Source organism: Psychrobacter halodurans, assembly GCF_017498075.1.
Lineage (GTDB): Bacteria > Pseudomonadota > Gammaproteobacteria > Pseudomonadales > Moraxellaceae > Psychrobacter > Psychrobacter celer.
The window spans coordinates 1-19,670 of the sequence record NZ_JAGBKN010000024.1 but is presented as its reverse complement, the minus strand read 5'-3'; the positions used below and the strand labels follow the sequence as shown (position 1 = coordinate 19,670).

Annotated in this window: 16 protein-coding genes; 9 read left to right on the top strand and 7 right to left on the bottom strand. The window is 49.3% G+C overall.

The window, feature by feature from the left end; genetic code table 11:
• The first annotated feature begins 210 nt into the window (after positions 1-210).
• The 6 genes from J3491_RS09975 (at position 211) to J3491_RS09950 (ending at position 8,685) form a co-directional block, all read left to right on the top strand.
• Positions 211-1,512, top strand: a complete 1,302-nt coding sequence (locus J3491_RS09975; protein ID WP_207970097.1) for an efflux RND transporter periplasmic adaptor subunit — start codon at positions 211-213, stop codon at positions 1,510-1,512.
• On the top strand, positions 1,509-4,607 hold the full coding sequence (locus J3491_RS09970; RefSeq protein ID WP_207970096.1) for an efflux RND transporter permease subunit: 3,099 nt from the start codon (positions 1,509-1,511) through the stop codon (positions 4,605-4,607). Before J3491_RS09975 ends, J3491_RS09970 begins: the two co-directional genes overlap by 4 nt.
• 474 nt (positions 4,608-5,081) lie before the next feature.
• The gene (locus tag J3491_RS09965) at positions 5,082-6,119 is read left to right on the top strand and encodes a DUF1852 domain-containing protein (protein WP_100750118.1); all 1,038 of its coding nucleotides are present in this window, start codon (positions 5,082-5,084) and stop codon (positions 6,117-6,119) included.
• An 87-nt stretch (positions 6,120-6,206) separates the two neighbouring features.
• Positions 6,207-7,235 (top strand): methionine synthase, encoded by a 1,029-nt coding sequence (locus J3491_RS09960; protein WP_075102468.1) that lies wholly within the window; start codon positions 6,207-6,209, stop codon positions 7,233-7,235.
• A gap of 43 nt (positions 7,236-7,278) precedes the next feature.
• A complete protein-coding gene (locus tag J3491_RS09955) occupies positions 7,279-7,782 on the top strand; it encodes a flavin reductase (protein ID WP_075102469.1) in 504 nt (167 codons plus the stop codon).
• Positions 7,783-7,848: 66 nt separating this feature from the next.
• Positions 7,849-8,685: a TSUP family transporter gene (locus J3491_RS09950; protein WP_207970095.1), complete on the top strand. Its 837-nt coding sequence runs from the start codon at positions 7,849-7,851 to the stop codon at positions 8,683-8,685.
• Between the two features lie 178 nt (positions 8,686-8,863).
• Here J3491_RS09950 and glmS read toward each other — a convergent pair whose 3' ends face one another.
• From glmS to hisF, 7 genes are all read right to left on the bottom strand, one after another.
• The gene (gene glmS, locus J3491_RS09945) at positions 8,864-10,708 is read right to left on the bottom strand and encodes a glutamine--fructose-6-phosphate transaminase (isomerizing) (protein WP_207970094.1); all 1,845 of its coding nucleotides are present in this window, start codon (positions 10,706-10,708) and stop codon (positions 8,864-8,866) included.
• A 165-nt stretch (positions 10,709-10,873) separates the two neighbouring features.
• Positions 10,874-12,250, bottom strand: coding sequence for a bifunctional UDP-N-acetylglucosamine diphosphorylase/glucosamine-1-phosphate N-acetyltransferase GlmU (glmU, locus tag J3491_RS09940; RefSeq protein ID WP_207970093.1), 1,377 nt, complete (start codon positions 12,248-12,250; stop codon positions 10,874-10,876).
• A gap of 134 nt (positions 12,251-12,384) precedes the next feature.
• Positions 12,385-12,975: a phosphatidylglycerophosphatase A family protein gene (locus tag J3491_RS09935; protein ID WP_075102473.1), complete on the bottom strand. Its 591-nt coding sequence runs from the start codon at positions 12,973-12,975 to the stop codon at positions 12,385-12,387.
• A 3-nt stretch (positions 12,976-12,978) separates the two neighbouring features.
• On the bottom strand, positions 12,979-14,007 hold the full coding sequence (gene thiL, locus J3491_RS09930) for a thiamine-phosphate kinase (protein ID WP_207970092.1): 1,029 nt from the start codon (positions 14,005-14,007) through the stop codon (positions 12,979-12,981).
• 2 nt (positions 14,008-14,009) lie between these two features.
• Positions 14,010-14,951: a transcription antitermination factor NusB gene (gene nusB / locus J3491_RS09925; protein ID WP_207970091.1), complete on the bottom strand. Its 942-nt coding sequence runs from the start codon at positions 14,949-14,951 to the stop codon at positions 14,010-14,012.
• 505 nt (positions 14,952-15,456) lie between these two features.
• Complete coding sequence (gene ribH / locus J3491_RS09920) at positions 15,457-15,987, bottom strand: 6,7-dimethyl-8-ribityllumazine synthase (RefSeq protein ID WP_207970090.1); 531 nt, start codon at positions 15,985-15,987, stop codon at positions 15,457-15,459.
• 138 nt (positions 15,988-16,125) lie between these two features.
• The gene (hisF, locus tag J3491_RS09915) at positions 16,126-16,908 is read right to left on the bottom strand and encodes an imidazole glycerol phosphate synthase subunit HisF (RefSeq protein WP_207970089.1); all 783 of its coding nucleotides are present in this window, start codon (positions 16,906-16,908) and stop codon (positions 16,126-16,128) included.
• Positions 16,909-17,096: 188 nt separating this feature from the next.
• On the opposite strand from hisF, the gene J3491_RS09910 reads away from it, so the two are divergent.
• Genes J3491_RS09910 through J3491_RS09900 form a run of 3 tightly spaced genes read left to right on the top strand, consistent with a single transcriptional unit; the run spans position 17,097 to position 19,549 of the window.
• Complete coding sequence (locus J3491_RS09910; RefSeq protein ID WP_207970088.1) at positions 17,097-18,266, top strand: homoserine kinase; 1,170 nt, start codon at positions 17,097-17,099, stop codon at positions 18,264-18,266.
• Positions 18,267-18,316: 50 nt separating this feature from the next.
• On the top strand, positions 18,317-18,640 hold the full coding sequence (locus J3491_RS09905; protein ID WP_243456323.1) for a hypothetical protein: 324 nt from the start codon (positions 18,317-18,319) through the stop codon (positions 18,638-18,640).
• The gene (locus J3491_RS09900; protein ID WP_207970087.1) at positions 18,641-19,549 is read left to right on the top strand and encodes a class II glutamine amidotransferase; all 909 of its coding nucleotides are present in this window, start codon (positions 18,641-18,643) and stop codon (positions 19,547-19,549) included.
• The last annotated feature ends 121 nt before the right edge of the window (positions 19,550-19,670 follow it).

The following is a 19,670-nucleotide window of genomic DNA, read 5'->3' as shown; positions in this document are numbered from 1 at the left end:
GCTGGTTGAGTTGCCTGAAGTGTTTTAAACTGAGGACTTTACAGCTGAAGGCTTTAAGACAGCGAGCAATAAGAGAATAACAAAATTATGTTATTCTTAATGGTTTTATAAATTACTATACTAAAAAACAGTAGGTTATGAGTAAGTAGCGCAATCATCATTGCTCGCCCTGTTTTATCTTATGATGGCTTGTATTGATAGAGACTACCCATGAATGATTCTGACAAGACGCACCCAAAACCCGTAAACGAGACAGAGCTACCGCCGTACCGTCAGCCCAGTACGCCCGCAACCGTTTCAGCAAAGCTGCCTTTATGGCTGTGGCCGGTACTGGTGGTGGTACTGGTATTAGGTGTCTTGTTGGGGAGATATTGGGGCGCTGATAAGACGGCGGCGACGGATACTCCCACTGCGCCTAACGCGTCAAGCAATGAGGTAGGGGATAAGGCGGCCAGTGACGCGCAGGCGGTGCTATCGGTTGAGACAGTAATGCCCAGCCAAGATACGATTGGCAATACCTTGAGCGCCGACGGTACGATTAGTGCCAAAGACACGGCCAATGTCAGTGCCAAAGTCAATGGCGTGGCTGTCGAGCGCGTCTTGGTGGAGGAGGGCGATCGTGTCAAAGCAGGCCAAGTGCTGGCGGTGTTTGATACCGATGCGATGGAGCAGCAGGTATTGCAAGCCGAAGCCGACGTGGCCGAAGCCGAAGCCACCCTTGCCAATGCCAGTGCCGATGCCGCACGGGTCTTACCCTTGATAGACATCGATGCCATTAGTAGGCAAGAAGCCGATCGCTATCGCACCTCTGAGGTGCGTGCTAGAGCGTCTTTGCAGGCGGCAAAAGCGCGGCTAAACAGTCAGCGTTTGACCTTGGATAATGCTAAGGTCGTCGCGCCAGTCAGCGGCGTCATCAGTGACAAAATGGTGGAGGTCGGCATGGTCGCAGGCGGTGAACCGCTATTTACCATCATAAAAGGCGGGGTATTAGAGTGGCGCGCAGATATCGATCCAAAGCTTATTGAGGAAGTCAGTATTGGCACGCCTGTGCGTGTCAGCCTGCCAGGAGGCGACTCTGTAATGGGGCAAGTCAGTCGCATCGCGCCGACAGCGGACAACAATCGCCAAATCACCATCTATGCTAGCCTAGCGGCCAACGCAAAAGTACGCGCTGGCATGTATCAAACGGGCGAGTTTTTATTGGGTAGCAGCAACACCCAAACCGTTCCTAACAGTGCGGTGGTGAGCAATGATGGCTATGACTATGTGATGATGGTCACACAAATTCGCACCGACCACGCAGCGCAAAAAACAGGCCGTATCAAGCAGCAGCGTGTGAGTTTGGGTGAGCGTCTCGGCGATAATGTTGCGGTCACTGAGCCATTGCCGAGCGACAGTCAAATCGTCAAGCAAGGCGGTAGTTTTTTAAATGATGGCGACTTGGTGCGCATCGTCGATGGTCTGAACCAATACGATGATAACGCTGATACAGCTTCGCAGGCGCGCTCATGAGCCTAAATGTATCTGCTTATTCGATTAGAAATCCGTTGGTCGCTATTTTGCTGTTTGTACTGCTGACGTTGGGCGGTATCTATGGCTTTATGCAAATGAAGGTGCAGCAGTTCCCTGACATTGATTTGCCTGCCGTGGTGGTGACCGTCACCCTGCCTGGCGCGGCACCTACCCAACTCGAAAACGACATTGCCAAAAAAGTCGAAAATAAGCTGACCAGTATCGAAGGTGTCAAGCATATTCGCACCACCCTACAAACCGGCGCTGCCACCATGGTCACTGAGTTTGTCCTAGAAAAAGACATCCAAGAAGCGGTCGATGATGTGCGCTCAGCCGTCGGTGAGGTGCGAGGGGATCTGCCAGCCGCGGCCAATGATCCTATTATCACTAAGGTCTCAACCGCAGGGTTTCCGGTGGTGACTTATTCTGTCGCCGCAGAAAACATGAATGTGGCAGATCTGTCTTGGTTCGTTGATGATACGGTCACCAAGCGTTTATCAGACATCCCTGGTGTCAGTACCGTTGGCCGTATCGGTGGCCTGCAGCGTGAGATCACCGTGGCAGCAGACCCGATTGCGCTCAGTGGTTTAAATTTTCCTATCTCTCAGCTATCGCAGCAAATCGCTGGGATTCAGCAGGACAGCTCAGGCGGTGAAGCCGAGGTCGGTAAAACCACCCAAACCATTCGCGTGCTTGGGGCGGTCGAGCGCGCAAGCGACTTAAACGACCTACAAGTGGCCGTGCCGACTGGTGGCACGCAAGCGCTTGGACGTATGGCGCAAATCACCGATGGTGCTGCTGACCCAAGTTCGATTGCTAAGCTCGATGGGCAGACGGTGGTGGCGTTTAACATCACCCGCTCGCGCGGTGCCAGTGAGGTCGAGGTCATGGAGCGTGTCGATGCCGAGCTTGCCAAACTGGCGGCCGATACGGGCAATATCAGTATCGAAAAAGTCTATGATCGTGCCACGCCTATCGCCGAGGATTATCAAGCATCACTGCGTATGCTGATAGAAGGCGGACTATTGGCCGTCGTGGTGGTGTTTTTATTTTTGCGCAATATCCGTGCGACCATTGTCGCAGCTGTGGCGTTGCCATTGTCCGTTATTCCTACCTTTTTGGGCATGTATCTGTTTGGCTTTAGTCTCAATATTATTTCCTTATTGGCATTGTCATTGGTGATTGGGGTGTTGGTCGATGATGCCATCGTAGAGGTCGAAAACATCATTCGTCATCTGCGTATGGGCAAGACACCTTATGAGGCGGCGATGGAAGCGGCTGATGAGATTGGTCTGGCAGTCGTTGCTACTACCTTTACCTTGATTGCTGTATTTTTGCCGACGGCCTTTATGGGCGGTATTGTTGGGCAGTTCTTCCGTCAGTTTGGCTGGACAGCGGCTTTGTCGATATTTGCGTCCTTGATGGTAGCGCGACTGATCACGCCGATGATGGCAGCTTACGTACTGCGGCCAGAAAAAAAGCGCGTGGAAAAACAAAGCGCGCTGATGGATTGGTATCTTAAAGTGGTTGCATGGACGCTGCGCCATCGTTGGATAACGATGGGAGCGACTTTAGTATTGTTTGTGGCGTCGTTGGCTTTGGTGAAGTTGCTACCGACCTCCTTTATTCCTGACAATGATATCGATCAGACGCGTGTTGAGATAGAGCTGACGCCAGATGTGGCGCTCGAAGATACCGAGCGCGTGGCAGCGATGGCCAGTGAGCGTATCTTGGCCATGCCTGAAGTGACCAATATCTTTACCTCGGTAGGGGAGGCGCAAGCTGCTATGGAGCCCAGCTCTGGCGGCAAAGCCGAAAATATCGCAGGGCTAGATGTCGTCCTTGCGCCGCGTGCAGAGCGTATCTCTAAGCAAGAGATTGAGCGCAAAATCAGTCATCTGCTCGCGGAGGTACCTGGGGCACGCTTTACCGTTGGGTTATCGAGCGGCGGCGAGACAGGCTACAATTTTTCTTTGACCAGTACCAATCCAGAGGTGCTAGAGCAGACCGCCCAGCAGATTATGACTGAAATCCGAGCGCTGCCCAGCGCCGGCGCAGTGACCAGTGACCGTAGCCTGCCGCGGCAAGAGCTTACGGTCATGCCTGACAGACTGGCGATGGCAGATAAAGGCGTCACCACGCAAGATATCGCCACCACGCTACGAGTGGCAACGGTCGGCGACTATGAGCAGCGCTTATCTAAGCTTAATCTCGATACCCGGCAGATTCCTATTGTGGTGCGACTGCCTGATGTCGCCAAACAAAACGTCAGCCAATTAGAAGGCCTATACGTGCCAAGCGCGCTGCCTGCAGGACAAGGGGTACGCGTGGGCGAAGTGGCCGATCTAAACTTTGGGACAGGCCCGGCCCAGATCAACCGGCTCGATCGCGAGCGCGCTATTAGTATTACTGTGCAGCCTTCTGATGGTGAGCTTGGCGACTTGGTGCAGGCGGTCAAGTCGGTACCAGCGATGCAGACGCTGCCGCCATCGATTACCATCATTGACCAAGGTCAGGCAGAAAACATGGCAGAGCTGTTTAGTGGTTTTGTCATTGCCATGTCGGTCGGTGTGGTCTGTATTTTGGGCGTGCTGATCTTATTATTCGGCCGTATATTGCAGCCCTTTACTATTCTGATGGCGTTGCCGCTTTCGATTGGCGGCGCGTTTGTCGGCTTAGTCATTACCAATAGTAGCCTGTCGATGCCATCGATGATTGGCTTTATTATGCTCATGGGTATCGCTACCAAAAACTCTATCTTATTGGTGGATTACGCCTTGATCGCTCAGCGCCGCGGCTTGGCTCGTTTTGATGCCATCATTGATGCTTGTCGCAAGCGTGCGCGCCCAATTATCATGACGACCATCGCCATGGGCGCAGGGATGCTGCCTTTGGTATTTGGGTGGGGCGATGCCGATCCGACGTTCCGTCGCCCAATGGCCGCAGCCGTATTGGGCGGCCTTGTCACCTCGACACTACTGAGCTTGGTAGTGATTCCGGTGGTATATACATTGATGGATGATCTATCGGGATGGTTTGCCAAATGGTTGACGCCAAGTGGCAAGCCGCAGTCGAGCACTGATAATCACACTTAAATAAGGATTTTGTCGGGCTTACTTGGCTAATTTTAGTCGTTCTAAGTGTCTATTTTACCAATAAAGCGGCAAAAAAGAGTCCTGCTCCCCACTCGAGCATCGTTCTCGCCTTGTGAACGGGCAAAGCAGTGCTTTGCTCGATCTACTCTCAAGGCTGATGCTAAAACTGCCCCATATACTGCGTTACAAATCTAGTTAAGGCATCTCATTATCATCGCTTTGCGACTTGTCTGGAGCCATTTTAGCGATTAGCAGTGCCTTTTTTGAAGGTTTCACACACCCTAGAGATGAATAAGACAATTGAGCTGAGGGTACCAGTGATCGATTTCTCCTATCCACTTACTGAATCAGCACAGATGAATATAATTCATCTTATATTTAAATAACATCGTTTTTATTCATGTAATAGATTGGGTATGATTTATCTCATACAGACCTTGGATTCATATCAAAAAATAAAGGTAGCCAATTATCATGACTAAACCATTTACCTACTCCATCTCAAGTATTCGTTTTGATGAAAACTATCAGCCAGCTGATAGCACGCGTTTGACGACCAACTTTGCCAACTTGGCGCGCGGTGCCAGCCGTCAAGAAAACCTACGCAAAACGCTCACTATGATAAACAATCGTTTTAATGCCTTGGCGCATTGGGACAACCCTCATGCCGACCGTTACTCAGTAGAAGTCGACATCATCTCGGCAGACTTGGACGTGGAAGGCAATGGCAACACTTTCCCTGTCATCGAGACATTGCAAACCACCATCATCGATCACAAAGAAAACACCCGTATCGATGGCATGATTGGCAACAGCTTTTCTTCTTATGTTCGCGATTATGATTTTAGTGTTGTCTTGCCAGCGCATTTCGCTCAAAACCCTGAGTGCCCGCCGCCGGAGGATTTTGGCGACTTGCACGGCAAGTTGTTTCAGCATCTGTTGAACTCAGACGCTTACCACGCAAGATTTAACAAACAGCCTGTCATTTGCCTGAGTGTGTCGACCAGCAAGACTTATTATCGCACGGGCAACCAGCATCCTGTCTTGGGGACTGAGTACAGACAAGACGGTGGCTCATTGAACAAAGGGTCATTGACCGATGAGTACTTTTTTAAAATGGGCTTGAGCGTTCGCTACTTTATGCCTGAAGGTAGCGCGGCGCCTTTAGCGTTTTATTTTGCCGGTGATTTGCTCAGTGACTATACCGACCTTGAGCTGATCAGTGCCATTAGCACTATGGAGACGTTTCAAAAGATCTATCGCCCAGAGATTTATAATGCCAACGCCGCTGCCGCTCAGGTGTACCAGCCAAGCCTAAACTATCAAGACTATTCACTCACCCAAATAGTCTATGACCGCGAGGAGCGTAGCCAGTTGGCGGTGACACAAGGCAGGTTTACCCAAGAGGCCTTTATCCAGCCGTATCAAGCCATATTAGAGGAATGGGCGACAAACTACCCAGTGCAAACGCCAGCGCTAAAACAAACAGCGGCAAAAAGACAAGCAGCATGATGGTATCGGCGACCTATCAGGCAGTTATCTGTCGTTTATTAGACAACCAAACATAGTAAAAACTATCACAGTAAAAAGAGACAAGCCATGGACATATTATTACCAACTTCTACTGCTGGCAGCTTGCCAAAACCTGTATGGCTGGCTGAGCCTGAGAAGCTGTGGTCACCTTGGAAGCTAGCAGGCGATGAGCTGCTAGAGGCCAAGCAAGACGCGCTACGGGTGTCACTGCAGGAGCAAGTACAAGCAGGCATTGATATCGTGAGTGATGGCGAGCAGACTCGTCAGCACTTTGTCACCACCTTTATCGAGCATCTTGAGGGCGTGGATTTTACCAATCGTGAAACGGTCAAAATTCGTAATCGCTATGAGGCCAGCGTGCCTTCGGTAGTGGGCAATGTCAGTCGCTCAAAGCCTGTGTTTGTAGATGATGCAAAATTTTTACGCAGTCAAACTGACCAGCCGATCAAATGGGCATTGCCCGGGCCGATGACCATGATTGATACTTTATATGATGGTCATTATAAAAGCCGTGAAAAACTGGCGTGGGAGTTTGCTAAAATCTTAAATCAAGAAGCCCGAGAGTTAGAAGCAGCTGGTGTGGATATCATTCAATTCGACGAGCCTGCATTTAACGTGTTTTTTGATGACGTCAATGATTGGGGCATCGCTACGTTGGAGCGTGCTATCGAAGGCCTAAAGTGTGAAACAGCGGTGCATATTTGTTATGGTTATGGCATCAAAGCCAATAACGACTGGAAAAAGACACTGGGATCAGAGTGGCGTCAGTATGAGCAGGCCTTTCCAAAGCTGCAACAATCGAGCATCGATATTGTCTCGCTTGAGTGCCAAAACTCGCACGTCCCGATGGATCTGATTGAACTAATCCGCGGTAAAAAAGTAATGGTCGGTGCCATCGATGTGGCGAGCGATAGTATCGAGACGCCTGAAGCGGTGGCAGAGATACTACGCAAAGCCTTGCAGTTTGTCGATGCAGACAAGCTGTATCCGTCCACCAACTGCGGCATGGCACCATTATCTCGCGGCGTTGCACGCGGGAAACTAAATGCGTTGAGCGCGGGCGCGGCAATCGTGCGTAAAGAGCTGGGCGCTTAACGTCTGTCTGACACGGGTCACATGCTAACTGAGGATAAAAGCGATGATTGAAGCAAGCGGTTTTAGAGAGGCCATGTCTTTGTTGACGACAGCAGTCAACGTGGTCACTACAAACGGAGACACAGGCCGACATGGTTTTACTGCCTCTGCGGTATGTAGTGTCACAGACACGCCGCCAACACTGCTAGTCTGTATGAACCAAGCCTCGCGCTCACACAGTCATTTTATCGACAATAAAACGCTGAGCGTCAATGTGTTGGGCACTCAGCACCAACAGTTATCTAACGTGTTTGCCTCAAGGCTCAGCCCAGCAGAGCGATTTGCCCATGGTGCTTGGACGGAGCTGAGCACTGGCGCGCCTGTGCTAGAAGATGCGCTGGTGAGTTTTGATTGTGAGATTGAACAGGTGCAAGAAGTGGGCACGCATAGTGTGTTTATGTGCCGCGTGGTCGCCATCAAACAGTCTGGCTCAGCAGGTATCAACGATGAGAGTTTGGTATATTTTAATCGAGCCTACGCGCGCGTGGGTCAGACAGACTTGGCATAAATGCAGGGCACGCGTGTATCAATACAATCATCCTTTCACTAAAATCAAATAAGAAGTAGCTATCCTGTGGAATTAATCATTTTTTTAGTAATAGGCGCGCTCGCAGGGTTTGCGGCAGGGCTGTTTGGGGTAGGCGGTGGTACCATCATCGTACCGCTATTGTTTATCGTCTTTACCCAAATGGGTTATGATGCCGACGCGATCATGCATCTGGCGTTAGGGACATCGCTCGCCACCATCATCGTCACCTCGATCAGCTCCTTGATGGCGCATAATAAAAAGGGCGGCGTCATATGGCCGGTCTTTAAAAATCTGGCACCTGGTATGGCGCTTGGGTGTTTTCTAGGTGCAGGGATTGCTGGGCAAATCTCTGGGTTGTATCTGCAGATTGTTGTTGGGGTGTTTTTGCTGTGGGTCGCTTATAAGATGTTTTTTGCTGGTAAAAAACAAGCCATGAATAATGCCAATAGCGCCAGTAGTGGTGCCAACTATCGCAATACAACACTACCATCAAAACCCAAACAGCTCGCAGCAGGCGGCGTCATCGGTATTGCCTCAGCTATCTTTGGGATTGGCGGTGGCAGCTTAACGGTGCCATATCTGACGCGTTATAATGTGGTGATGCAAAAAGCGGTGGGCACCTCAGCGGCGTGCGGTCTGCCGATTGCGGTGGCAGGCGCTCTAGGGTTTATGCTCTTTGGGATGCAAAAGCAAGTAGATGTGCCCAATACCATCGGCTTTGTGCATATTTATGCCTTTTTAGGCATTAGTATCATGAGCTTTTTTACCGCAAAATTGGGCGCAAAAGTCGCTCATATATTATCACCGCAATTATTAAAGAAGTGCTTTGCGGTGTTATTGACCGTCGTTGGGTTTTATTTTCTGTATAAAGGGCTGGTTTAGAGAGTGATATTTGTATAATAGGGCGTGTTCTCTTTAGAATGAGAACACGCCCTAATCATATTATTTCCGTTAACAAGGTTCACTAAACCCTTTGCTATCTAGTAATGCTAGACAGCGCAGGGTTTAGTGTTATACAATGGTTTGATTCATAAAAAACATTTAAAATCAATAAGTTGTATTATTCGACCGTCACTGATTTTGCGAGGTTACGAGGCTGGTCGACATCTGTACCGCGCATCACGGCCACATGGTATGACAGCAGCTGCACAGGTATGCTATAGACGATGGGAGCCAGTGTCTCGCAAACTTCAGGCACATAGACCACGTGCATTCTATCTTCTGCAACCATCTTGCTCTCTTCACTGGCGAAGACAAACAGCTCGCCATGGCGCGCATGCACCTCTTGCATGTTGGCTTTGAGTTTATCAAACATACTGTCTTTTGGCGCGAGCACCACGATTGGCATGTCTTTATCCACCAAGGCTAATGGGCCGTGTTTTAGCTCGCCGGCGGCATAGCCTTCAGCGTGGATATAAGAGATCTCTTTTAGCTTCAATGCGCCTTCTAGTGCAATAGGAAATTGTAAACCGCGACCTAAAAACAAGCAGCTTTTCTTATATTCAAAATGCTCGCTCATGACTTTGATCGGCGCATCGAGGTGTAAGCTGGCATGCAGTTGGCCGCGCAGCGCTTGTAGTTTCTCTAGCAGCGTGCTCAGTTTCTCGCCTGTCATGCGCGCTTGGATGGCGCCTACCTTTAGCACCAGTAGCATCAAGGCGGCCAGCTGAGTGGTAAAAGCCTTGGTGGAAGCGACACCAATCTCAGGGCCTGCAAGCGTTGGCAAAAAGATATCGGTCTCACGTACCAAAGACGACGTCGGTACGTTGCACAGTGCCAAGCTCACAAGACCGGCTGGGGTGTGTTTTTGAATATCGCGTAGCGCCGATAAGGTATCGGCTGTCTCACCAGACTGCGAGATGCAAATGACCAGTGTGTTATCGACGACGACCGGATTGCGGTAGCGAAACTCACTAGCCACCTCGACTGAGCACGGCACACGAACGAGACTTTCAAACCAATACTTTGCCACCAAACCTGCGTGATAACTGGTGCCACAAGCGATGACTTGGACCTGTTTAATGCCTTTTAACAGTGCTTCATGACGCTGTAAAAAATCATCGCGCAGCTTAGACGGCGCATCGCTATCTACTGCCATCTCAATGGTACGAGCAACTGCATCTGGCTGCTCATAGATTTCTTTGAGCATATAATGTCTGAACTCGCCTTTATCGGCATTATGCTGGGCGGCGTCAATCTCATGTATTTGACGTTTTACTTTTACACCGTCTGCATATACGTCAATGCTGTCGCGTGTCAGCTTGGCGATATCGCCTTCTTCTAGATACATAAAGCGATTGGTCACGGGCAGAAGTGCTAGCTGATCGGACGCGATAAAATTCTCGCCAATCCCCACACCGATGACCAATGGCGAACCTAGGCGCACGGTAATCAGCTCGTCTGGGCAATCGATATGCACAATGCCAAGGGCAAAAGCGCCGTGCAACATGGGAATGACCGCACGCACCGCTTCTAATAAATCAGGTGTGTTTTTATAGATATCATTGATTAAGTGCGCAACGACTTCGGTATCGGTCTGTGAGGTAAACTCGTAACCTTTTGCTATCAGCGTTTCTTTAAGTTCGGCATAGTTTTCCACAATGCCGTTATGCACCACCGCGATCTTACCAGAGATATGCGGATGGGCGTTGCGCTGGGCAGGCTCGCCATGTGTCGCCCAGCGGGTATGGGCAATACCGATATGACCATCAAAAAACTCAGGGTTGACGGCGACGGCATCGACTAAGGCTTGTACCTTGCCCACTTGGCGTTCGCGATGCAGCTCGCCATCACGAATGACCGTTAGGCCAGCGGAGTCGTAGCCGCGGTATTCTAAACGTTTTAGTCCTTCAAGTAAGATATTGGCGATATGACGCTCAGCAACTGCTCCAACGATTCCGCACATAATTATTCCTTAAATTTTATGTTCTCATACCATGTTATTTTAAAAGATGCCAATACATGGATAATCATTAATCTGTCAATATAAATAAGCAGCACCACAAATTATTGTCGTACTGCCTTAGTGGTCTTACTATCGTTTTTATCGAGTTGACGATCACCGCCGCCTTTATTTTTTAGTTGGACGCTGAAAGTTTTCTTTTTGCGTTTGCCGAGCGCGGCCAAACGCCAAGGCACTGGCATCGACATCCTTGGTAATCACCGAGCCTGCCGCTACAGTCGCTGTATCACCGATGGTAACCGGCGCCACCAAGCTGGCATTGGAGCCGATAAAGGCGTTGTCCTCAATGATGGTTTGTGACTTATTGACGCCATCATAATTACAGGTAATGACACCTGCACCGATATTGACGCCTGTCCCGACAGTCGAGTCGCCCACGTAGCTTAAGTGATTGACTTTGCTGCCTTGACCGATGGTGGATTTTTTGATTTCGACAAAATTACCGACCTTGCTCTGGTCTGCTAGTACGCTTTCAGGACGCAAATGCGCAAAAGGCCCGACATCGACACCAGTGCCAATCTTGGCATGATCAATGACGCAGTAGGGTTTGATATGACTAGCATTGCCGATATGAGCGTTTTTGATGACGCATCCTGCCTCGATATAGACATTGTCGCCTAAGGTACAATCACCCTCAAACACCACGCCAACATCGACAAACACATCTTGACCGGCGCTTAAGGTCCCTCGAATATCGACGCGACTAGGATCGGCAAACTGCACGCCGGCTTCTTGTAAGTCGGCGACTAACTTTCCTTGCCACGTCCGCTCTAAGCTGGCGAGCTGCTGACGGTTGTTGACGCCTTCAATCTCAAAGGTATGCTCAGGCTCGATCGCAGCGATGGCGATACCATCGGCCACGGCCATCTTGACGATATCTGTCAGATAGTATTCTTGTTGGGCGTTGTCGTTTGAAAGTTTCGGCAAGTATTTATGGAGCAGGGCATTATCGACGCAGTAAATACCGCTATTGATCTCTTTGATGGCTTGCTCATCAGCGCTGGCGTCTTTTTGCTCAACGATGGCTTCGATATTACCGTTGTTGTCACGTTTGATACGGCCTAGCCCAAATGGGTTATCTACCGTTAGCGTCAGCATCGACATGCCATTGGCATTGGCCGACTTTAATGCGGTTAACGTCTGGCAACTGACCAATGGTACATCACCATAAAGAATCAGGCTTTGCCCGTCTTTTGGCAAATCAGACAGCGTGACCTTGACCGCATGCCCGGTCCCTAGCTGCTCAGTTTGCGCCACCCAAGTAAGGGCTGACTGGGCATACTGGGTGGTGATTTCAGCTTTGACTTGCTCACCGCCAAAACCATGCACGATGATGGTCTCATCGACCGTCAGCTGGTGACAGGTATCTAAGACGTGAGCGAGTAAAGACTTGCCAGCCAGTGTCTGCAGGACTTTGGGTTTGGCCGACTGCATACGCGTGCCTTTACCCGCTGCTAGGATAATTACCGAAAGAGGAGAAGTCATAATGGCCTACAAATGTAACAAGATATGATTTGAATTATAACGTAAATGCGTAACCAACCAAACTGCTAAGTCGTGACATCTTTGTAACGTCTCATTTGCAGCGTCACTAAATGTGCTAACGACTCATAGCAGCATCAGTTAGCAAGTGATAATACGCTACTATAAAGAATACTCCAAACAATTGCCGCCATGATACCTGCGATGATGTCATCGAGCATGATACCTAAGCCACCGGCGACTTTTTTATCTGCCCAGCCGATCGGTGGTGGCTTGATGATGTCAAAAAAACGAAACAGGATAAAGGCGATAAGAAGCGCGATGAGAGAAGAGGTTTGGCTGATATTTTGCCAAAAACTGCTATCGGCAACGCCCATATAAGACATCGGCAGCAAGGTGAGCCACATACCCGCCCATTCATCCCAGACGATATGCGGGTTATCGTGACCGCCCATCAGGGTGGAGGTTCTGCCGCATATTGAGTTACCAACGACACAAGACAATATAGTGATTATCAAAAACGGCAAAAAGCCGAAACTCATAAGCGGTATCGCGACGAGTAGCCCGCCCACTGTCCCCCATGTGCCAGGGGCACGGCGCGGCAGGCCACTACCGAGACCAATACCAAGCCAATAAACCACACGATCGAGCGTGCTGGCTGTGGCAGGTAGAGGCGGGCAATCATTGGCTTGCCGGATATCGGGCTTAGATAGATCATGATCGGTCATGGATTAACCTGCAAAGTGTTGGTAACCCGTCAGCGTGGGCCATGTGGCAAAAGGGGCAGGGTGCGTCGGTGTGACTCGCTGTCCTTGATAATACAGATCAGCATGCCTATTTGTTGCCGTGTCTGCCTTGGCCAATGCTATCACCTCGCCAATACAGGTCACTGGCGTGTCACTGATATCGTTGACGGGTGGCTCGATATCAGCAGGTAAAGTAAAAGCCAGCTCATAGTCGTCGCCGCCTGCCAGCTGGCATAGTAAGCGCTCAGATACATCCACGCTCGCTAACGCTTGGCTGGTTGGCAGCTGCTCTAAATCAAGGCATATACCAACGCCGCTTTGCGTGCAAATATGACCAAGGTCTTGATACAGACCATCAGAGATATCGATCATCGCTGTGGCGCCGACTTTGGCCAGCGCGGCCCCTAAGGTGATGCGCGGCGTGGGCATATGTAAGCGATGCGCCAGCGCTATGCCTTGGCTACTATCAGGATGCTGCAGCGCATATGCGGCATCCCCAAGCGTGCCTGATACATAGATTTTATCACCAACTTGCGCGCCTGAGCGATAGACGGCTGGTGTATCAGCGGCTAAAAATCCTTGCGCGCTAACGCTTAGCACTAAGTTATCGCTGCGCGTGGTATCACCGCCTATCAGGGTCACGCCAAAGAGCTGGCAGGCATGAAACAAACCCTTGGCAAATTCAGTGAGCCAAGTCTCAGTCGCCAAGCGCTCAGGCAATGCCAGCGCCAGCAAAATACTGTGCGGCGCCGCGCCCATTGCAGCGATATCTGAGACATTGACCGCGACTGCTTTATAGCCAATTTGAAAGGCTAATTGATGTACCTTATCCCAATCGGCGCTAAAATGCCGCCCTTGAACGAGAGTATCAATGCAGCTGACCAAGCGCGCGCCTGTAGGCACGCTTATCACCGCCGCGTCATCACCGATGCCTTTTTCGACGTCCGTTGCCGTGCGTGCTGGCGATATTTGCATCTGTGCAAAGATGCGCTCGATCAGCTCAAATTCATTCATGGTTAGTCTTTACTTTTTTCGTCTGAATTGACAAGGTTTGAGTCCTGTAGCCCAACATCGGCGGCAGTGCTCTCAGGGGTAGGCGCGGCTGCTGCCTCATTATGTCCTTGCGCACTGGCTTTTTTGCTGGCTCTATAATCACTGATATTTGCTTGAGCCTTGTTAGCACGTGGCCGTTTAATGGCTTTATTGGCACTGATACGAGGTTTGCCAGTTGTGGTCGGCGTCTCGCTGGTGTCGTCAGCGTTAGTGGCAGCCTTGGTTTCATCAGTAGTTTGCGGCTGCGGCTGCGGCTGTGCGGCGGGTGCAGCGGCTTTTTGTGAGCTGCGGCGGTTGGCCTTGATGTCGGCCTGTACTTCGAGGTCGCGCAGATCTGTGGCCATTTTATCGAGCACCGCGTTGATTAACTTGTGCGCGTCAGTGGCGCCAAAGTGATTGTTGAGCTTCATTGCTTCATCTAGTACCACTTTATAAGGAATCTCTAAGCGGTTTTGCAGCTCGTAGGCACCAATCAATAAAATAGCATGCTCAACGGTGTCTAATTTATCGATATCGCGATCGAGATGCTGGCTGATAAGTGTATCTAGCGCTTCGATTTGTTCGGGAATATCGCGCATCATTTCGTGATAATAGCCGATATGTACCGTATGCATGGCGTTGGTCGCACGGGTGCGCGCGGCGATATCGTGCGGCGCATTGTCTTTCCAGCCAAGCTTACCGTCTTTATCAAAACGGCGGTCGGTGACCAGCCATTCATATAAGCCTTGCATGGCAAAGCGTCTGGCTTTGCGCACAGCGGTGTGACTGGTCTTATAAGAAGACTCACTCATATCAAATTTTTGCTCACCTGCACTGCTGCTTGCGATACGAGTCGCTTCAGCTTGTTGGTCGTTGGTTTGTGCGGTTTTTGCAGCGTTGATGGCGCGCTTGAGTTGGTCAGTCATAGGGGGTAAATACCTGAATGTTAAGTGGCTATTTTAAGTAACTGCTTTTATTAACTATTTTTTTATTGACTGTATTCATCAATTATTTAACGACTATTTAATATAGATATATTGATACCAATAGCGTCAGGGTACAATCAGCTTGATTGTAAAAAATAGCCTGTGATAAGAAAAGCATAGACGTTTGAACTAAAAATGTTAAATAGTAATCGACTGGCAGATGATGACAATCGAGTGTTAAAGCAAAATTGCAGCGCTTTGTCGGCAGTGCCGCGAGCTTTAAGACACTGACGCTACGAGTTTTTAACCCATCAGCGCCAATCAAAAACAGTAAAACAATAAATAATAAATCTATAAAACGACTGCGATGTAGTAGATTCAATTTAAAAATGTTATAGCGCGACTGGTATAAACTTTCCTTGCGTGCTGTATACACAGAGGCTGCGCAAGATTCATCCCAGTCGCGCTTTGGAACTTATGCCAGTTTGGTTTTCAACTGACTATATTACGCGTCATTATCATTGTCGTAATCGTCATCAATATCTAACTGTGATAAAACGGCTAGCATCTCAAGGACGACCATCGCTGCTTCTGAGCCTTTATTGCCGGCTTTGGTGCCTGAGCGCTCAATTGCCTGCTCGATGCTGTCAGTGGTGATAACGCCGTTGGCCACAGGGATATTATAATCAATCGCAACGCTGCTCAGACCTTTGGCAGACTCGCTAGCGACAAAGTCAAAATGTGGCGTGCTACCACGGATGATCGCGCCTAGCGCAATGATGGCATCAAAACGATCAGACTCAGCGGCACGCTGGGCGACAAGGGGTAGCTCAAAGGCACCTGGTACACGAATCACAGTGATGTTGCTACCCAATACGCCATGACGTAGTAGGGCATCGATAGCACCGTCGACTAATGACTCAACGACAAACCCATTAAAACGGCCAACGACGATACCGATACGCGCCGCTTCGTTTTGATGCAAGTTACCATCGATATGGGTAATATCGTTGCGCTGCTGCTGTAAATTTGACATAAAAAATCCTTTGAATAAGTAGCATTATAAGCAAAATTTTTGTACAAAATCTCGATTGTTTTCAATAGTTAACTGACAAAAATAAATAAGTAGCGCTATGATAACATTTTTTGTCAAGGCAGTTGTATTTTACCAAGCTTATAGGCGCATGGGTATGCCTTGTGCTGCCATATAGGCTTTGGCCTCCGATACGGTATATTCGCCAAAGTGAAAGATACTGGCCGCCAGCACCGCATCGACGCCGCCTTCTAAGACGCCTTCGGCCAAATGTTGCAGGTTGCCCACGCCGCCAGAGGCAATAACAGGGACATTGACGCGGCGGGTAATTTCACGCATCAGTGCCAAATCATAGCCTTTTTTGGTGCCGTCACCGTCCATTGATGTGACCAATAGCTCGCCAGCGCCAAGATCGGCCATTTTGCTTGCCCAAGCGACGGCATCAATGCCAGTCGGCTTACGTCCGCCATGGGTAAAAATCTCCCAGCGCGGTGTGAGTACGCCATCCACCTCTACGTCAGCGACACGTTTGGCATCGATAGCGACGACGATACATTGATTGCCAAATTTTTGCGCCGCCTCTCCGACGAATTCAGGCGTAAAAACAGCGGCTGAATTGATTGCCACTTTATCCGCGCCTGCATTGAGCAAATTACGAATATCAGCAATCTTACGCACGCCGCCGCCGACGGTTAATGGGACAAACACCGTCTCTGCCATACGCTCGACGGTATGATAAGTGGTATCGCGCTCATCATTGGTCGCCGTAATGTCTAAAAAAGTAATCTCATCAGCGCCTTGCTCGTTATAGCGCTTGGCGACTTCAACGGGGTCGCCAGCGTCTTTAATATCGACAAACTGTACGCCTTTGACCACGCGGCCATTGTCCACGTCCAAACAAGGAATGATACGCTTTGCTAACATAGGGTCTTTCACCTTATAATCAATTCAACCATAAGCGCTAGTCTAGCAAAATCGCTGCCATATCAGGCAGGTTTTCACAAGATTATTATGCTATTTATGATGGTTTGCTGATACGCGGGACGATTATTGTCATTAGCGTCCAGATTTATTCTATTTATCTTCTTATCCAATTGCCAAAGTGAGATGTCATGTCCGTCTATACCCAGTTAACTGATGATCAATTTGCCGCCTTTTGCCAACGTTTTGGCGTGTCATTTGCCCGCGCCATTCCGATTACCCAAGGCATCAAAAACTCTAACTGGTTTATTCAAACGACGGACGATGTCGATGGCGCGCACGCTTATGTGTTTACTTTGTTTGAAGAGCGCCCGCCAGAGGATATCGAAAAAATGGCAGTGATATTAAATCAACTAGATGGCAAGCTGCCGGTCGCTGCCCCGTTGGCACTGGTAGAATTAGATGCTGATGATAATGCTGATACGAAAAAACGCTATGTCATTCATTATGAAAACAAAGCAATCACCTTGGTGCCGTGCTTGGCAGGCGCGCATCCGCAAGAGACCACTCCTGCGATGTGTCATGAGATCGGCGCGGCGTTAGCGATGCTGCATGAGACCTTGCAAGCGCTACAACCGGCACAAGACTACGGCGTGCCCCTCTATCCGTGGAGCGAGGTGCGCGACCGTGAAATGCAGTTTATGCCCGGCGATGAAGCCAAGCTCATGCGTGATATTTGGCAAGCTTACTCAAATCTACCTCTGACCGACTTACCAAAAGGCTTGTGTCATCTCGATATGTTTGCTGACAACACGCTATGGGACTTGACTAAAGGGCAGGAAAAGCTAACAGGTCTATTGGATTTTACTGAGGTCAGTGTCGAGCACTATGTGATGGATATCGCCATTACCATCAATGATTTTTGTACCACGTGGGGCGATGCCGAGCAAGGCGAGCTGGTACATTTTGATCGTCGTAAGATGGCAGCGTTTTTAGAAGGATATGAGTCAAAGCGCGCGCTAAACCGCGATGAAAAACGTGCGTTACCTGTTATGCTTGCCAAAGCGGCAGTGATTTTCTGGCTTTTGCGTCTTAATGTCATTCATTACAACCGTACCGAAGGTCGGACGGGCGACAATATCATGGTGAAAAATCCTGACCTTATGAAGCGTCTGGCCGCTTATCACTGGGCGCATGTCGAAAAAGCGCAAAAGACGGTATTTGTATTATCAAATGATAAGAGCGACAATCAACTCATAGGTATATTTAGTGATATCACCCACGCTGAGCAAGCGCGTGCTACTTTAAGTAATCGTCGTGACATAAGCATCAAAGAATATACACTCGATCAATTGGCGTAAGTTTTTTTGCTCAATACCATTTTTTGCATCCAAACCACAGAGGCGACCCTATGACCGATCAAGTTGATAACTGGCACAAACTGGCACGCTATGACACCAATATGCAAGGTGAATTGCATGCCAATCTGCTGCGTAATAATGGTATCAAGGTGTCCTTGCAGCCGCTAAGCGTGATGCCAGGGATGAATTCAGGTATTGTTCTGTGGATACAAGATACCGAGCTGGCGCATGCCAAACGTATCTTGGACAGTATCGATACCGAAGGCGCGACGCCCTATGAGATGTTTGATGAAGGGGTAGAAAATGGCGCAAGCGCGACTGTACATCCTACAAAAAACGACGACCATAACGACAATCATGATGGTGATCTATAAATGTGCCAGCTCTTAGGAATGAACTGTAATACCCCAACCGATATTGGGTTTAGCTTTGCAGGGTTTCGTCGTCGCGGCGGTATGACTGATAGCCATGAGGATGGTTTTGGTATTGCTTTTTTTGAACGTAGCGACTGCACCAACAATGGCGAGACGGCAAACGACTCAACGGGACTACGCTTGTTTCATGACAATCGCCCAAGCCATCTGTCGCCAGTGGCAGATTTGGTCAATAATTATCCGATTAAGGCCATGAATGTCATCGCCCACATTCGTAAAGCCACGCAGGGACAAAACTGTCTGGCAAATACCCATCCTTTCGTCCGCGAAGTCTGGGGCGAGCAGTGGGTATTTGCCCACAACGGGCAGATGAATGGTGAATTTATCAAGCGCTGTCAGCGTCTGCAAGAAAATGGCAACGCCTCGCACTGCCAACCTGTCGGCAGCACCGACTCAGAAATGGCGTTTTGTTATCTGGTCAATCGCTTAAAAAGCACTTTTAAAACCCGTCCTGACGACCAGACGCTATTTAACTTTTTGACCACTCAGTGCCGTTATTTATCGGCCAATGGCTTGTTTAATTGCCTAATCTCCAACGGCCGATGGCAATTGGCGTATGCCGGTAGCTTGTTGTTTTATCTCACCCGCCAAGCGCCATTTGGCGAAGCGAAACTGGCGGACGATGACTTGGCGATTAACTTTAGCGATGTCACCACCGATACCGATAAGGTGACGATCTTGGTGACCGTACCATTGACTGAAAATGAAAAATGGCAACAGTTGGCGGTCAATGAATGTCTGATATTCTCTGAGGGTGAAATTATTTATAAAGACAGCCCAAGCCAGCGTAAGTTTTTGACCATTGATGAAGGGATTGCGGTGGCACGGGCGGTTGGGGCCAGTGTATAGTCGATACACTCTAAAAATGTCATAGTGCTACTGGGATGAATTTTGCGCAGCCTCTGGGAACGCAGCACGCAAGTAAAATTTATACCAGTAGCGCGTTTAAATCCATAACAGTTTTACATTC

Coding starts and splice junctions, on each gene's coding strand:
- glmU (WP_207970093.1), bottom strand. CDS start 12,250: ATGACTTCTCCTCTTTCGGTAATTATCCTAGCAGCGGGTAAAGGCACG.
- ribH (WP_207970090.1), bottom strand. CDS start 15,987: ATGTCAAATTTACAGCAGCAGCGCAACGATATTACCCATATCGATGGT.
- hisF (WP_207970089.1), bottom strand. CDS start 16,908: ATGTTAGCAAAGCGTATCATTCCTTGTTTGGACGTGGACAATGGCCGC.
- J3491_RS09905 (WP_243456323.1), top strand. CDS start 18,317: ATGACCGATCAAGTTGATAACTGGCACAAACTGGCACGCTATGACACC.
- J3491_RS09960 (WP_075102468.1), top strand. CDS start 6,207: ATGGACATATTATTACCAACTTCTACTGCTGGCAGCTTGCCAAAACCT.
- J3491_RS09910 (WP_207970088.1), top strand. CDS start 17,097: ATGTCCGTCTATACCCAGTTAACTGATGATCAATTTGCCGCCTTTTGC.
- J3491_RS09965 (WP_100750118.1), top strand. CDS start 5,082: ATGACTAAACCATTTACCTACTCCATCTCAAGTATTCGTTTTGATGAA.
- J3491_RS09970 (WP_207970096.1), top strand. CDS start 1,509: ATGAGCCTAAATGTATCTGCTTATTCGATTAGAAATCCGTTGGTCGCT.
- J3491_RS09975 (WP_207970097.1), top strand. CDS start 211: ATGAATGATTCTGACAAGACGCACCCAAAACCCGTAAACGAGACAGAG.
- J3491_RS09935 (WP_075102473.1), bottom strand. CDS start 12,975: ATGACCGATCATGATCTATCTAAGCCCGATATCCGGCAAGCCAATGAT.
- nusB (WP_207970091.1), bottom strand. CDS start 14,951: ATGACTGACCAACTCAAGCGCGCCATCAACGCTGCAAAAACCGCACAA.
- J3491_RS09955 (WP_075102469.1), top strand. CDS start 7,279: ATGATTGAAGCAAGCGGTTTTAGAGAGGCCATGTCTTTGTTGACGACA.
- J3491_RS09900 (WP_207970087.1), top strand. CDS start 18,641: ATGTGCCAGCTCTTAGGAATGAACTGTAATACCCCAACCGATATTGGG.
- glmS (WP_207970094.1), bottom strand. CDS start 10,708: ATGTGCGGAATCGTTGGAGCAGTTGCTGAGCGTCATATCGCCAATATC.
- thiL (WP_207970092.1), bottom strand. CDS start 14,007: ATGAATGAATTTGAGCTGATCGAGCGCATCTTTGCACAGATGCAAATA.